Genomic DNA, 15,521 nt, shown 5'->3' on the forward strand with positions numbered 1-15,521 from the left:
CCTTCTATGTCGACATAAAAAATAAGTCTATAAAGACTCATCAAGAGTCTTTATAGACTTATTTTTCTTACACATTAGACTTTCCTTGTTCCCAAATGAACTCACCCGAATGAGAAATAAACTCCCCAACAGATTGTACCACTAAATCAGCAAGTGGTTCTAATGTTTGACGATCTCCTGTACCAGATAGTACTCCAATTGCATAGCAATTGCCGCCATTTCTCGCTAAATATAAATCAGTTGGTGTATCTCCAACGACGGCTACTTCACATGCTTCTAAATGAAACTTCTCACAAAACGATTCTATAATTCTTTTATCTGGTTTTTGTGCTGGAAACGTATCTGAAGCTACAACATAATCAAAAAAAGACTCTAATTGATACTGTTTTAAAAACAATTCTGTCGGTGCAAAATCATCAGCTGTAACAACACCTAAAATAAATCCTCTATCCTTTAAACCTTGTAAAATTCTCGGTAAATCCGCCGTCATTTTCATATAGGAACGATGCTCATACATAAGAGAAAATAACTTTTCACTTACCCACTCATGCATCTCCTCTTCCTTAGATGACGTAATATACTTACAAAGCCCCTTTGCTACATCGAGGCTTGTTCCTGCCGCTATTGCGCTACGAGGATGAACAAATGCCCCATCCACACCAATTTCTTTTAGTAAAGTAGGCTGCATTGACTTTGGCAGTTCATATAAATTTATACATTCCGCCACAAGTTCTTCAGCTACTTTTATCCAAATTGAATGAAAATCCATTAATGTCCCATCTTTATCAAATAATATTGCTTTTACCTTCTCCATAGCATCCTACCTCTCGTTTCTTATCTCCTCCAGTGTATCAATAAAGTATGGATATAAAATAAACGAATTGTAAAAATACCATAAAAATCAAACTAACTTCCAATTTACAATTCCTCTACATAATAAAAAGGATGCCTTTACAGGGCATCCTCTTGATGTTCAGGAACAAATAGTTCGAGACAATGATATATATTTTCGAATTCCATCGGTGCATCTCCACCGTATTCACCATCTAAATTAATCATTAGTTTATCTGGTGAATGCACTTTAATTCGATTTGCTTGTGTGTATAGTACTTTTGGATTGTTAATATGTTCACCACGCTGCGCTTGTGTTGCTGCTTTAATTAAGTCAGCGATAGACCCTTTTTTCAGCACTAATAAATCAAATAAGCCATCGTTAATTGATGCATATGGTGCTACCTTTTCAAAGCCGCCTACTGAACGAGTATTCGTAATTAAAAACATCGTAATTTCTTCTTGTAGTAATTTTCCATCATACTCAATTTCCACATATGTTGGATGTAATGACGGTAACATTTCGATACCTTTTAAATAGTAAGCAAGTTGTCCTAATACTGTCTTTAGCTTACTCGGTACTTCATATGTTAATTCTGTAATACGACCGCCACCAGCGATATTAATAAAATATGTATCGTTTGCTCTACCAAGGTCTAATGGTACAGTTTTTCCTTCACAAATAATATCTGCTGCCTCTTCAATAGAACGCGGTACACCGATTGCACGTGCAAAGTCATTAGTCGTTCCAACGGGAATAATTCCAAATTTCGGACGATGCTCATGCCCCACTAAACCGTTCACCACTTCATTTAACGTGCCGTCACCACCAGCTGCGATAACAACATCAAATTTACGATCCGCAGCTTGCCTCGCCGCCACAGTTGCGTCTCCAGGACCCGTTGTCGCATGACAAGACGCTTCATATCCAGCTTGTTCTAATTTTTGTAATACTTCTGGTAAACTCTTCTTAAATAGCTCACGCCCAGAAGTAGGATTATAAATAATTCTTGCTCGCTTCATCATTTATTAGCACAGGAAATTTCTTTATGTATTAAAAAAGAACATACCGAACTTTTATTCAGTATTCCCATGCCTACCTCCTCTCATCTTCCTATCCTTTTTTTATCTCGCTCAAACAGGCAGTAAGAACCCGATTCGTGTAGCCCATCAAAAATAAATATTCATTTCGATGGTTTTGTTTTATTTGACAAAAAATTTATGTCCATCTATTTCCTCGTAACAATTTACATATAAAGAATAATAATTATCTATTATTTCATGAGATGAAAAAAAACCTCTATGTCTAGATTTATCATTATTCCCACCTTTTTGCAACTATCATACCATAGTTGCTATACAAACATTTTTCCACTTTTGACAGTTAATCAAACGTTTGTTTAAATGATTTTCTCTCATTTAAACAAACGTTTGATTAACCTAGAAAAACACCCATGTACGGGTGTTTTTCTGCTTAATCTTTACAAGTTACTATTATTATCGCTTATTAATCTCTTCAAGTAAGATTTTGTTAACAAGCGGTGGATTTGCTTGTCCTTTTGTAGCTTTCATAATTTGACCAACTAAGAAGCCAATTGCACGGTCTTTACCGTTTTTAAAGTCTTCGATAGATTGCTCATTATTATCAAGAATTTCTGTTACAACTTTACGAAGTGTACCCTCGTCAGAAATTTGAACAAGACCTTTCGCTTTAACGATTTCTTCTGGGTCTCCACCTTTTTCAATTAATTCATTAAATACTTTCTTCGCGATTTTAGAAGAAATTGTACCTTTTTCAATTAATTGAACCATTTTAGATAAACCAGCAGGCGTTAATGCAACGTCTTTTAATTCTTTTTGTTGTTTGTTTAAGTATGCAAGTACTTCACCCATTAACCAGTTTGATGTTAATTTCGCATCAGCACCGTCTGCAACAGTTGCTTCGAAGAAATCAGACATTTCTTTCGTTAATGTTAATACGTGTGCATCGTAAGCTGGTAAGCCTAATTCTGCAACGTAGCGAGCTTTACGCGCATCTGGAAGTTCTGGAATAGAAGCTCGAACTGCTTCTTTCCACTCATCGTCGATGTAAAGTTCAACTAAGTCTGGCTCTGGGAAGTAACGGTAATCGTCAGATCCTTCTTTCACACGCATTAAGATTGTTTTCTTCGTTGCTTCATCATAACGACGTGTTTCTTGTTGAATGATACCACCAGATAACAATTCTTTTTCTTGGCGCACTTGCTCATGCTCAAGACCTTTTTGTACGTAAGTGAATGAGTTTAAGTTTTTCAGTTCCGCTTTTGTACCGAACTTCTCTTGTCCAACTGGACGAAGGGAAATGTTCGCATCACAACGTAAAGAACCTTCTTCCATCTTACAATCAGATACACCAGTGTATTGAATGATTGATTTTAACTTCTCTAAGTATGCATATGCTTCTTCTGGCGTACGCATATCTGGCTCAGATACGATCTCGATTAAAGGCATACCTTGACGGTTGTAGTCTACTAATGAACCATCAGCTGTATGCGTTGATTTACCAGCATCTTCTTCTAAATGAAGACGTGTAATACCGATACGTTTCTTTTTACCGTCTACTTCGATTTCAATCCAGCCATTTTCACCAATTGGCTTATCAAATTGAGAAATTTGGTAAGCTTTCGGATTATCTGGGTAGAAATAGTTTTTACGGTCGAACTTCGTTTCCGTTGCGATTTCACAGTTTAATGCCATTGCAGCTTTCATTGCAAAGTTAACTGCTTCTTTATTTAAAGTAGGAAGTACCCCTGGGTATCCTAGGTCAATTACACTTGTTTGTGTATTTGGCTCCGCTCCGAATTCTGTTGGACTCGCAGAGAAAATTTTCGAATTTGTTTTTAACTCAACGTGAACCTCTAAACCAATAATTGTTTCTAAATTCATCTATGCTCGCCTCCTTACAGACTTGCTTTTTTTGTATGATAGTCTGTTGCTTGCTCAAACGCATGTGCAACGCGGTAAATTGTCGCTTCATCGAAGTGTTTACCAATGATTTGTAGACCAAGTGGCATGTTGTTAGCACCGAACCCACATGGAACGGAAATCGCTGGAACACCCGCTAAGTTTACTGGGATTGTTAAAATATCATTTGCATACATTGTCATTGGATCATCAACTTTTTCGCCCACTTTAAATGCCGGAGTTGGCGTTGTTGGTCCAATAATAACATCGTAGTTAGCAAATACATTTTCAAAGTCGTTTTTAATTAATGTACGTACTTGTTGTGCCTTTTTGTAATATGCATCATAGTAACCAGAGCTAAGTGCAAATGTACCAAGCATAATACGACGTTTTACTTCATCACCGAAACCTTCGCTACGTGTGTTTTTGTATAGGTCTAATAAGTTATTTACATTATCAGAACGAACACCGTAACGTACGCCATCAAAGCGTGAAAGGTTAGCAGATGCTTCAGAAGAAGATAATAAGTAATACGTTGCTAGAGCGTATTTAGAGTGTGGAAGAGAGACTTCCTCCCAAGTTGCGCCCATACCTTCTAATACTTTTAAAGCAGCTAGTACTGACTCACGAGCTTCTTCGCCAACACCTTCTCCTAAGTATTCTTTCGGTACAGCAATGCGTAAACCTTTAACGTCGCCTGTTAAACCAGCTAAGTAGTTTCCTACTTCAACGTTAGCAGAAGTTGCATCCATACGGTCAATACCTGAAATAGCTTGTAATAAGTATGCATTGTCTTCTACTGTACGTGTAATCGGTCCGATTTGGTCAAGTGAAGATGCGAATGCTACTAATCCGTAACGAGATACGCGTCCGTAAGTTGGTTTTAAACCTACAACGCCGCAGTATGCCGCTGGCTGACGGATAGAACCACCCGTATCAGAACCTAGAGAGAATAGTACTTCTCCTGCTGCTACTGCTGCTGCAGAACCACCACTAGATCCGCCTGGAACGTAATCTAAGTTCCATGGATTTTTCGTAGCATAGAAACCTGAGTTTTCATTTGAAGAACCCATTGCGAACTCGTCCATGTTTAATTTACCGATTGTAATTGTGTCAGCAGCTTTTAGCTTTTGCACAACTGTCGCATCATAAATTGGATCGAAGTTTGCTAATATTTTGCTCGCACAAGTTGTACGAAGACCGTTAGTTACAATGTTATCTTTTACACCAATTGGCATACCGAATAATAAACCATTATCTTCAGCGTCGATTTTTGCATCTAATTCTTTCGCTTTTGCGCGTGCATTTTCTTCATCTAATGTAAGAAAAGCTTTTACGTTATCTTCAACATCCGCAATACGTTTGTAAGATTCTTCTACTAAATCCGTAACGGAAATTTCTTTGTTGTTTAACTTCTTATGTAACTCTGATACTGAATGATCAAATAATGACATCGAAATTCCCCTCCTCTATTCTAATACTGCTGGAACACGGATTTGATTATCTTTGTGATCCGGTGCATTTTTTAATACTTCTTCAACTGGTAAACCTTTTTCTGGTACATCTTCACGCATAACATTTTTCATAGTTAATACATGAGTTGTTGGTTTTACATCTGTTGTATCTAATTCATTTAACTGTTCTGCAAATGTAACAATTGCATCTAGTTGTTTTTGAAATTTTTCTGCTTCTTGATCAGTAATTGCAAGACGTGCTAAATGTGCTACGTGCTTTACATTCTCAACGGAAATTCTTGACACGGCTAGGCCACCTCCATAATATATCGTTCAATCTACAATACTATTGATGATACCAAATTTTCAGTACTTCAAGCAAGTCAACACACGGCACTTACGGTATTTTTACATAAAAAAAGAAAGGCAAACGCCTTTCTTTACGATTTACTCTTTATCTAACGGTTTATTTTTCGGAAATCTCTCGTTATCTTCTTCATTATCACGAATTGTTTTTTGTAATACAAAACAAGACATCGTTAAAAATAATGTTCCAATTAAGTAATATCCTTTTACACTAAGCGTTTCATCTAACGTATAAATTCCAATTAGCATACCTGAAAGCGCGCAAACAAATGAAGTCCATGCTAAAAACGTGAACGCTTGCGTATTTCGTCTTCTCATCGTTCTCCCCCTCGTTAGCTGTATACCCATTATAGATAAGTATATTTACCATGATGGATTTTTATGTAAATTCTAGTTTTATATTTATAAATCTATCATAAAAGAATACTATTTAAAAGATAGTTTTCTGTCTAATCTGAAAAAACAATCAAAACCATTGACAATTATTTCTATTCTACATAAAATAAAAATAAATATTACGAACCTCGAAATATACGGGAGTGGAATTAATTGTTGCAATATGAACATTTTTTAGACTTACTGCTAGATAACGCCAAGAAACTTTTCTATCCTGAAGAATGGGTAAGCCTAGATTTAACACTTTCTAAAACAGAAGTATTTTGTTTACTTTGGATGGAGCGAAATACAGATATTACAATGACGAAAATCTCTGACCTTCTTGATATACCGATGAGTACAACGACAGGTGTTGTAAATCGCCTTGTAAAAAAGGGATATATCGAAAGGTACCGTGATGAAAACGACCGACGCATTGTATTAATTCGTTTAACAGAAAACGGTGTAATGCTCGTTCAAGAAGTACAACAAAATGCAGCCCATTACTTTAACCTAGTGACAGAAGCATTATCAGAAGAAGAAAAAGCATTCTTACTACAAATATTCCAAAAGATCATGAATCACATTGCTACGTCACAGCAAAAAACTGAAGAAAAGGTTTCTACACCTAAAATGAAAAACATTCCGATTGAATAAAACCCTATCTGGGTTTTTATTCAATCAAATATTTCGACACTCGTAATATTTGATACTCGAAACAAAGGGGATATGAATGATGAGAATTATTTTGTATACAGGTAAAGGCGGCGTAGGAAAAACTAGCATTTCAGCAGCAACTGCACTTCAAAGCGCAAAACAAGGATTAAAAACTTTAGTAATGAGTACAGATCCAGCTCATAGTTTAGGAGATTCATTTGGTATAAAGTTATCTTCTGAGCCACTAGAAATTCGTGAAAATTTGTGGGCACAAGAAATTAATACAATTTATGAGATGGAAAAAGGCTGGGGAAAGTTACAGAAATATATTACACTACTCTTCACTTCCAAAGCAGCAGATGATATTACAACCGAAGAGTTAACGATGTTTCCTGGAATGGAAGATTTAATTAGTTTACTTCGCGTACTCGATTATTATAAACAAAACACATATGACGTTATTATCATTGATTGTGCTCCAACAGGAGAAACATTAGCAATGCTCAGCTTTCCAGACATGCTCGGCTGGTGGATGGAAAAACTCTTTCCTATTAAAAGAAAAGTTTTAAAAGTTGTTCGCCCTGTAGCTCAACCACTTCTTGGTGTCCCCCTTCCAACCGATGATATTATGGACGAATTAACGAATACACTTGAGCAGCTCGGAAAAATGAGAGATATTTTATCAAACCGAGACGTAACAAGTATCCGCATCGTTGTAAATCCTGAAAAAATGGTCATTAAAGAAGCACAGCGCAGCTTTACGTATTTAAATTTATACGATTATAACGTAGATGCCATTATGATCAATCGTGTCATTCCTAAAACTGTCACCGATCCTTATTTTCAAGCATGGAAAGATACCCAAAAGAAATATAAAACATTAATTCAAGATAGTTTTGATCCACTTCCTATTTACGAAGCCCCAATGTTTGAACAAGAAGTTGTTGGTTTACCTATGTTAGAACGCGTAGGAGATGCTTTATTTAAAACTGATCATTTTCCTACTGAAGTAAAATTTAACGGTCGCACTCAATATGTAAAAAAAGATGGCGATGAATATATTTTCGTTCTGTCCATTCCCTTCTCTAACAAAAATGAACTTGCATTAAATCAAAAAGGTGATGAGCTTATCATTCGTGCTGGTTCTGTTAAACGAAACATCACATTACCAAAAACGTTAACACACCTTTCTATTCAAGGAGCAAAATTCGAAGATGATGTACTAAACATTCGGTTTGGAGGTGTAGTACATGCGTGAGGAACTACTAAGGAAGGTAATTCGTACAAAAATAAAAGTCGGTATGCATATATTAGAAGAGTTACCTACACCAATCCAGCAATCAGCTAAGCAAATGCTAAATATTTTACAAGAGGAGCTAGCTGCTTATCCGCAAGAACAAGAGCATCATGAAGATAATTTAAAAAGTATCATAATTGAATGAACATCTCTGGATAGAGGGCCTTTGTAGGCTTTCTATCTCCATATTGGAGTGATCTAAGTTGTTGAAAAAACATTCCACTATTATGTTTTGGATTATTCCCTTGTTATTTTTCATTCATAACCTAGAAGAATCTTTCCAAATGCCACAATATCTTGCTAATCAATTTTCAATTCATTTTATAACAAGCCAACAATTTTTCATTGCCATTTCCGCATTAACAATCTTTGTCTTACTTATCGTCTTTCTATATCAACTAAACTTCTTGTCTTCTATATACTGGGTTATTTTTATACAAGGGGCTATATTCTTCAACTCCGTTCAACATATTATTTTGTTTTTCATTTACCGTTCCTATAACCCTGGCGTAATATCGGCAGCTTTCATTTTCATATTTTCGATTTTCTTTTTTTCATCCCAAAAACACTTAATTTATCAAAAAAAATTTGTAATTACACTCGTTTTCAGCTTATTTTCTTATCCTATTATAATTTGGATTACCTTACTATTTGCTAGCTATTTTCATTCATAAAGTGAAACTTTAATCAGCCCTCACCAATCGGACGTTTACGGACAGCCCGACTCCCACCTAACTTCTTTGCTCCAACTGAATTTTAAGGTGGGAGTTTTACTGTCCGTTAACGCGGGATAAAAAAAAGACCAGGAAAACTCCTGGTCCATTACTCTACTTAACAAACATTGGATTCTACGTTATACAGAATTGGAAGGTACAGAATTAGGGTTTGTTAAGTAGATTATATGTTGAACGAACTAACAGCGGAGGGGTTCCTTCTGCTAGCCCGTTAAACCCAATCATTATTTTACGATTTTTTCAAGCTCATCACGTGAAAGATCTACTGAAATGGAACCATCATTTGTTTCTTTCTTAATTGCATCTGTTACTTCTTTTGAATGATATAGTTCAATTACTTTTTTCAGTATTGGATCATCTTTATCTTTCGTACGAGCTGCGAAAATATTAATATATGTCTTTGCATTTTCATTCTTTGGATCTTCTAAGAAAATCGGATCCTTCGCTGGATCTAGTCCAGCTTGACCAGCAACACCGTTATTAATAACTGACGCTGCAACATCTTTTAATACACGAGGTGTTTGCTGTGCGATAACCGGTGTAATTTTTAACTTCTTCGGATTTTCAGCAATGCCGCTTGGATCTCCAAATAAGCCAAAGTCTTTCTTAAGCTTTACTAATCCAGCTGCATCAAGAAGTTTTAATGCACGAGCTTGGTTCGTTGGATCATTTGGAATCGCAATTTCTGAACCATCTGGGATTTCACTTGCTTTCTTATGTTTTTCAGAGTATAAGCCCATTGGTGCAATTTGCGTTGTACCGACAGCTGTAATATCTAACTTATGCTCTTTTTTAAACTGCTCTAAGAAAGCTATATGCTGAAATGAGTTTAGTTCAATATCTCCATCAGCTAACGCTTTATTTGGCGTTGTATAATCAGAGAACTCAACCAGTTTAACTTTAATCCCTTCTTTTTCAGCTTTTTCCTTTACAATTTCCCAAGCGTTTCCATCCGTTCCAGTTACACCAATGCGGACTGTCTTCTCTTTTGCTCCTGCATCTGAACAACCACTTAACGCTGAAATCCCTACAATTGCTGATAATGCAAATGCTAAAATTTTCTTCATTTCCTTTTCCCCTCTTCCCTTTTATGATCTGCGTAAAAAGACTTTCGCAAAGTAGTTTCCTAAATTTTGAGCTACCTGTACGAGAATAATAAGTAAAACGACCGTTACGAACATAACTGATGTATCAAAACGTTGATAACCATATGTCATCGCTAAGTCACCAAGACCGCCACCACCGACAAGCCCAGCAACTGCAGAAAATTCAATTAAACCAACCGTCATAAATGTAACTCCTAAGATTAATGGTGCTAACGCTTCTGGTACAAGAATTTCAAAAACAATTCTAAATGGTGAAGCACCCATTGCTTGAGCAGCTTCAATGACCCCCTTTGGAACTGAAACAAGATTTGTTTCAACCATTCTCGCAATACCAATTGATGCAACTAACGTCATTGGGAAAATTGCTGCTGCTGTTCCAATCGTCGTTCCGATAACACTTCTTGTTAGTGGACTTAAAGCTACTAAGAAGATGATGAATGGAACCGGACGAATTGTATTAATAATGATATTAAGAATAGAAAAGACCCATTTATTTTCTAAAAAGTTTCCTTTTCTCGTTACATATAATAGTAAACCTAGAGGTATACCGGGAATTGTAGCAAATATAAGGGTTACGATTACCATTAAGAGGGTATCCCCCGTCGCATCTACTATGCGAGGCCAAAATATACTCCAATCAACTCGCATGAGCTTCTACCTCCTTCAGCTGCACTTGTAGTCTTAGATGTTGTAATGCTTTTTGAATTTCCTTCTGTTCACCTTGCAGTTCTACAAGAAGATTTCCAAATAGCACATTTTGAAGTTCAATAATATTTCCATACAGTACATTTACATCGACGTTATAGTTTTTCGCGATATATGATAGTACTGGCTGTCCTGTCTCTTCACCAGTAAATGTTAAGCGATAAATCTGTCCTCCGTTTTGAATTTTCCCTAGAACACTTTCCGGTAAATGATCATTAATAATAGAGCGTACAAAGTTTTGAGTTGTCTTTGTTTTTGGTTGTGTGAAAACGTCAAACAGTTTTCCTTCTTCAATAACTTTCCCCTTCTCCATTACAGCTACACGATGACATATTTCTTTCACAACATGCATTTCGTGTGTAATAAGTAGAATCGTTACATTATATTCTCGATTTACTTTCTTTAATAAGTTTAAAATTTCTGTCGTTGTTTCTGGATCCAGAGCTGACGTTGCCTCATCACATATAAGGATACCCGGTGATGTTGCAAGTGCTCTTGCAATGCCAACACGTTGTTTTTGACCACCTGATAGTTGCTCTGGATAATAGTCTGCTTTATCTTCTAATCCTACAAACTTCAGCAGTTCATTTACTCTTTCTTTTATCTCATTCTTTGGTACTTTCGCTAACTTCAATGGGTACGCAATATTCCCAAATACTGTTCTTGAATTAAATAAATTAAAACTTTGAAAAATCATCCCAATTCTTTGTCTTAGCTTCCGTAATTCTTTCGTCGATAGTGATGTAATATCTTTATCATCTATTGAAATCGTTCCTGCCGTCGGTCTCTCTAACATATTTACTAAGCGTAACAACGTACTCTTTCCAGCGCCACTAAAACCGATAATGCCAAAAATTTCGCCCTTCTCAACGGATAATGTTACATCTTCCACTGCATGAACAGATTGCCCACCTGATTCATATACTTTGCTTACATTGTTAAAAGAAATCATTTTCTTCCCTCCTATATGCTGTAAAAACTTGAAGTAGAGCTTTCGAGGTGAAATAAAAAGTGCTCTCCCTCTTATCAAACATAAAGATAAGAAGGAGAGCACTTATATGTACTCGGTCACATCTTCTCATCTTCCAAGCCTTTTATAAGGCTTGCTGGAGTTAGCACGGTATTAAAAAACCCGTTGCTGAGGTATCGTAGGGCCAGTCCCTCCACCTCTCTGGATAAGAATGTATCGATTTAATTGTCGTTTAATTAATTCTCATTATAGAACTCAGAATAATAAGAGTCAATACATTTTTTAGAAAAATATTAATTATTTATTTATTAAAATTTTAAAATGAAAAATCACAATATAATATTGGTTTTTAAAGTTATGTAAAATTCTTTTCCTTCATATTTTTTTAAAAGGAGAATCCTCTCTATAAATTGAATACCATTATTTGAATATGAAATCGGAGGAAGATAAATATATGAAAACAGCTCTTTTACTCGTCGATATTCAAAACGATTATTTTCCAAATGGAAAGATGGAATTGCGTAATCCAGTAGAAGCAAGCGACTATGCTAGTCAGCTACTACAACTCTTTCGAACGAAAAACGAACCTATTTTTCATATCCAACATGTAGCCATAAAAGATGACGCTACTTTTTTCCTACCCAATACTGAAGGTGTACATATTCATGAAAGTGTACGGCCACTTAGAGATGAAACTGTTATACTCAAACATTATCCAAATAGTTTTCGAGAAACTGATCTTCTAGAACAATTACAACATTTAGCTATTGAGCACGTCGTCATATGCGGGATGATGACTCATATGTGTATTGATGCTACCGTAAGAGCTGCTTTTGATTTCGGCTTTCAATGTACCGTTATACATGATGCTTGTGCTACAAAAGATCTTTCTTTTAAGAATGCTACTATACCAGCCGTTTATATTCATAACACAATTTTGGCTAGTTTAAATGGCGTATATGCAAATGTAATGAGTACAGCGGAGTTTGTAGCTACAAAAAAACACTCCCTTCAGTGAGCAAAACCGAAAGGAGTGTTTCTTGTCAAACCATAGATTTTCTTTCAAATTGTATTATACAGGAAATTCTTAAAATGAATACTAAAAAATGTGACTAATAAGTCAACTTTTCTCGTTGCTTTGTTTCTATTTACATGTTTATCCCGATATGAATAGGGTTTAGCTAGTTCCACTTACCAAATAGTAATTTATGGTAAGTGGAACTAGCCTCTCCTATTATTTATCTGTTTGTTTTTGCTTCTTTTTCAAATACTCCGCACGCAAATTTTCAATTTGCTGCTTTTTATCAAATTTGGCAGGCGTCTGTTTTTCATGAAACTTTGCCACGGCTACCTGACTCTTGTAATCTAATTGATATTTTCCCACTTTGTTCACCTACTTTTCTTATCTTGAAAGAGAATTTATTCAACCAATATAATATACCTTATTTTACTTAAATACACCTTATATTAGTTTTTCTACTGATATGTATCTTAATCCACATATAGAAAGTTTTTCAAAAAAAAGAGATCTTCGCAGACTGCGAAGATCTCTTCTACTATTTCTTATAAAGTTTCAGAAGTAGTTTTTGCTTGCATGTGAAGTGCTAAGTAGTCAGGGCCACCAGCTTTAGAGTCTGTACCAGACATGTTAAAGCCACCGAATGGTTGGTATCCTACGATTGCACCAGTACATCCACGGTTGAAGTATAAGTTACCTACGTGGAAGTCTTCACGTGCTTTTTCAATATGATCACGGTTGTTAGTAACAACAGCACCTGTTAAACCGTATTCTGTATTGTTTGCAATTGCAAGTGCATGGTCAAAGTCTTTTGCTTTACAGAATGCTACTACTGGTCCGAAGATTTCTTCTTTCATTAAGCGCGCATCTTCTGCAACGTCAGCAACGATTGTTGGTTGGATGAACCAACCTTTAGAATCGTCTCCTTCGCCACCTGCTAAGATTCTGCCTTCTTCTTTACCAATTGCAACATAGCTCATTACTTTATCGAATGCAGCTTGGTCATTAACAGGACCCATATTTGTACCTAATACAGCTGGGTTAGCAACTGTTAATTCTTTCGTTAATTCAACAGCACGATTTAATACGTGATCGTATACATCTTCATGAATTACTGCACGAGAACATGCAGAACATTTTTGTCCTGAGAATCCGAATGCTGATGCAACAATAGATTTAGCTGCTAATTCAAGATCTGCTTCTTTATCAACAACGATTGTATCTTTACCACCCATTTCAGCGATAACGCGTTTTAACCAAATTTGGCCTGGGTTAACTTTCGCTGCACGCTCATAAATACGGATACCTACATCACGAGATCCTGTGAAGCTAATGAAACGTGTACGAGGATGATCTACTAAGTAGTCACCAACTTCAGAACCATTACCTGGAACGAAGTTTACTACGCCAGCTGGTAAGCCAGCTTCTTCTAATACTTCCATGAATTTCGCTGCTACTACAGGAGTTGTACTAGCTGGTTTTAGTAATACTGTGTTACCAGAAACTAAAGCAGCTGTTGTCATACCTGCCATAATTGCGAATGGGAAGTTCCAAGGAGAAATGATAACACCTACTCCTAATGGAATGTAAGAGAAACGATTATATTCAATTGGACGGCTTTCTACTGGAATTCCGTCTTTTAATTTTAACATTTGACGACCATAATATTCCATAAAGTCGATTGCTTCTGCTGTATCAGCATCTGCCTCATTCCATGGTTTACCTGCTTCTTTTACAAGAATAGCAGAGAATTCATGTTTTCTGCGACGAACGATTGCTGCAGCGCGGAATAAAATGTCTGCACGCATTTCTGGCTTTGATTTTCTCCAAGTTTGGAATGTTTCATCCGCTACTTGCATTGCTTTTTCAGCTAACTCACGGCTTGCTTTTGAAACGCGACCAACAAGTTCCTCTTTATTTGCAGGGTTTACAGAAACAATTTTGTCTTCTGTAGTGATTTTTTCTCCCCCAATAATTAATGGATAGTCTTGTCCAAGATAAGATTCTACTTTCTTTAAACCTTCTTCAAACGCTAATTTGTTAGCCTCCACTGAAAAATCTGTAAATGGCTCATGTTTGTATGCTACTACCATCCTTTTAGCCTCCCCTTAGAAAAACGTTTACATTTTACAACATTATTCTACACGATAATTTAGATTTATTCAAATATTCCTAGACTTATATTTTAAAAATTAATTAATTTTTAAAATATAATAAAAAATTAGAGTTATACAAACGTATAACTCTACAAAATATGAGTATATTCCAAAATGTTTTTTCCGATTAATAAAATAGTTACTAATAAAAATAAAGTCCTTACATATCCAACACCTTTTTGAACTGCAAACTTCGATCCAAAATAAGCGCCCAAAATCATCGATAATCCCATAATAATACCGTATTCAAAATGAATTACATCCAAAAATAAAAAAGTAATTAAAGATACAATATTACTAACAAAGTTCAAAAGTTTTCCAGATGCTGCCGCTTGAATAAAATCCAAACCAATTAATAAAAATGCAAAAATTAAAAAGGATCCTGTCCCTGGGCCAAAAAAACCATCGTAAAACCCTATCATTAAGATAACGAAGAAAAATATTAATGTTTTTCTTTTCGTCATCTTCTTATAGGTAGATACACTTCCCCAATCCTTTTTCGCGATAATATAAATGGCAATAAACACCAACATTACAAGCACTAACGGCCGTAAAATATCCGGCGGAATAAACTTTACTACTAAAGCACCTGCGACGGCCCCTATAATAGTTAACGGGATTAACTTTCCTACAATTTTAAAATCGACCTTCCCCGATCGAATGAAATAAATCGCACTCGTAAACGTCCCCATCGTTGCAGCTAATTTATTCGTTGCAATTGCCGAAGCTGGTGGTAAACCAACAAACATAAGTGCCGGAAGCGAGATTAATCCTCCGCCGCCAACAACTGAATCAATAAAAGCTGCTAAAAAGCCGAATGCAATTAATAAAATAATGACTTGAAAACTTAATTCGTCCATGTGCTTTACCCCTTACCCCCCATTATTTATAACATTTTAAATTATAACA

At 35.9% G+C, this 15,521-nt stretch carries 17 protein-coding genes and 1 riboswitch; of the genes, 5 read left to right on the plus strand and 12 right to left on the minus strand.

Going from position 1 to position 15,521, the window contains the following annotated elements; all coding sequences use genetic code 11:
• Positions 1-67: 67 nt before the first annotated feature.
• From AC3WVA_RS20320 to AC3WVA_RS20345, 6 genes are all read right to left on the minus strand, one after another.
• Complete coding sequence (locus tag AC3WVA_RS20320) at positions 68-814, minus strand: HAD family hydrolase (protein WP_098881154.1); 747 nt, start codon at positions 812-814, stop codon at positions 68-70.
• A 137-nt stretch (positions 815-951) separates the two neighbouring features.
• Complete coding sequence (locus AC3WVA_RS20325; protein ID WP_000977671.1) at positions 952-1,857, minus strand: diacylglycerol kinase; 906 nt, start codon at positions 1,855-1,857, stop codon at positions 952-954.
• A 471-nt stretch (positions 1,858-2,328) separates the two neighbouring features.
• Positions 2,329-3,756 (minus strand): Asp-tRNA(Asn)/Glu-tRNA(Gln) amidotransferase subunit GatB, encoded by a 1,428-nt coding sequence (gene gatB / locus AC3WVA_RS20330; RefSeq protein ID WP_001047685.1) that lies wholly within the window; start codon positions 3,754-3,756, stop codon positions 2,329-2,331.
• 14 nt (positions 3,757-3,770) lie between these two features.
• On the minus strand, positions 3,771-5,228 hold the full coding sequence (gene gatA / locus AC3WVA_RS20335; RefSeq protein ID WP_098881153.1) for an Asp-tRNA(Asn)/Glu-tRNA(Gln) amidotransferase subunit GatA: 1,458 nt from the start codon (positions 5,226-5,228) through the stop codon (positions 3,771-3,773).
• Between the two features lie 15 nt (positions 5,229-5,243).
• Positions 5,244-5,534, minus strand: coding sequence for an Asp-tRNA(Asn)/Glu-tRNA(Gln) amidotransferase subunit GatC (gene gatC / locus AC3WVA_RS20340; RefSeq protein WP_000086999.1), 291 nt, complete (start codon positions 5,532-5,534; stop codon positions 5,244-5,246).
• A gap of 141 nt (positions 5,535-5,675) precedes the next feature.
• Positions 5,676-5,912 (minus strand): YiaA/YiaB family inner membrane protein, encoded by a 237-nt coding sequence (locus AC3WVA_RS20345; RefSeq protein ID WP_001254393.1) that lies wholly within the window; start codon positions 5,910-5,912, stop codon positions 5,676-5,678.
• A gap of 231 nt (positions 5,913-6,143) precedes the next feature.
• Between AC3WVA_RS20345 and AC3WVA_RS20350 the strand changes: the two genes are divergently transcribed.
• From AC3WVA_RS20350 to AC3WVA_RS20365, 4 genes are all read left to right on the plus strand, one after another.
• Positions 6,144-6,626, plus strand: coding sequence for a MarR family winged helix-turn-helix transcriptional regulator (locus AC3WVA_RS20350; protein WP_098881152.1), 483 nt, complete (start codon positions 6,144-6,146; stop codon positions 6,624-6,626).
• 76 nt (positions 6,627-6,702) lie between these two features.
• The gene (locus AC3WVA_RS20355; RefSeq protein WP_492322121.1) at positions 6,703-7,884 is read left to right on the plus strand and encodes an ArsA family ATPase; all 1,182 of its coding nucleotides are present in this window, start codon (positions 6,703-6,705) and stop codon (positions 7,882-7,884) included.
• Positions 7,877-8,068: a DUF3926 domain-containing protein gene (locus AC3WVA_RS20360; RefSeq protein ID WP_048529409.1), complete on the plus strand. Its 192-nt coding sequence runs from the start codon at positions 7,877-7,879 to the stop codon at positions 8,066-8,068. The genes AC3WVA_RS20355 and AC3WVA_RS20360 overlap by 8 nt, the downstream gene beginning before the upstream one ends.
• A 61-nt stretch (positions 8,069-8,129) precedes the next feature.
• On the plus strand, positions 8,130-8,597 hold the full coding sequence (locus AC3WVA_RS20365; RefSeq protein WP_142342020.1) for an HXXEE domain-containing protein: 468 nt from the start codon (positions 8,130-8,132) through the stop codon (positions 8,595-8,597).
• Between the two features lie 284 nt (positions 8,598-8,881).
• Here AC3WVA_RS20365 and AC3WVA_RS20370 read toward each other — a convergent pair whose 3' ends face one another.
• From AC3WVA_RS20370 to AC3WVA_RS20380, 3 genes are read right to left on the minus strand one after another with little or no spacing between them, the layout of a single operon-like run.
• Complete coding sequence (locus AC3WVA_RS20370; RefSeq protein ID WP_098881149.1) at positions 8,882-9,724, minus strand: MetQ/NlpA family ABC transporter substrate-binding protein; 843 nt, start codon at positions 9,722-9,724, stop codon at positions 8,882-8,884.
• Between the two features lie 21 nt (positions 9,725-9,745).
• Entirely contained in the window at positions 9,746-10,411 is a 666-nt protein-coding gene (locus tag AC3WVA_RS20375) for a methionine ABC transporter permease (protein ID WP_492322122.1), read from the minus strand.
• Positions 10,401-11,420: a methionine ABC transporter ATP-binding protein gene (locus AC3WVA_RS20380; RefSeq protein ID WP_492322123.1), complete on the minus strand. Its 1,020-nt coding sequence runs from the start codon at positions 11,418-11,420 to the stop codon at positions 10,401-10,403. The genes AC3WVA_RS20375 and AC3WVA_RS20380 overlap by 11 nt, the downstream gene beginning before the upstream one ends.
• A 123-nt stretch (positions 11,421-11,543) precedes the next feature.
• Positions 11,544-11,650: riboswitch (SAM riboswitch) on the minus strand.
• A 242-nt stretch (positions 11,651-11,892) separates the two neighbouring features.
• On the opposite strand from AC3WVA_RS20380, the gene AC3WVA_RS20385 reads away from it, so the two are divergent.
• Positions 11,893-12,456 carry a cysteine hydrolase family protein gene (locus AC3WVA_RS20385; RefSeq protein WP_098347374.1) on the plus strand — a complete coding sequence of 188 codons (564 nt, stop codon included), beginning with the start codon at positions 11,893-11,895 and terminating at the stop codon, positions 12,454-12,456.
• Between the two features lie 216 nt (positions 12,457-12,672).
• Here the strand turns inward: AC3WVA_RS20385 and AC3WVA_RS20390 are convergent, their stop codons facing one another.
• The 3 genes from AC3WVA_RS20390 to AC3WVA_RS20400 all read right to left on the minus strand — a co-directional run bounded on the left by AC3WVA_RS20390 (position 12,673) and on the right by AC3WVA_RS20400 (position 15,472).
• Entirely contained in the window at positions 12,673-12,822 is a 150-nt protein-coding gene (locus AC3WVA_RS20390) for a hypothetical protein (RefSeq protein ID WP_000521652.1), read from the minus strand.
• Between the two features lie 179 nt (positions 12,823-13,001).
• The gene (gene pruA, locus AC3WVA_RS20395; protein ID WP_048529416.1) at positions 13,002-14,549 is read right to left on the minus strand and encodes an L-glutamate gamma-semialdehyde dehydrogenase; all 1,548 of its coding nucleotides are present in this window, start codon (positions 14,547-14,549) and stop codon (positions 13,002-13,004) included.
• A gap of 152 nt (positions 14,550-14,701) precedes the next feature.
• On the minus strand, positions 14,702-15,472 hold the full coding sequence (locus AC3WVA_RS20400; protein WP_048529418.1) for a TSUP family transporter: 771 nt from the start codon (positions 15,470-15,472) through the stop codon (positions 14,702-14,704).
• Between the last annotated feature and the right edge of the window lie 49 nt (positions 15,473-15,521).

Source organism: Bacillus sp. EB106-04-02-XG92 (assembly GCF_058791995.1).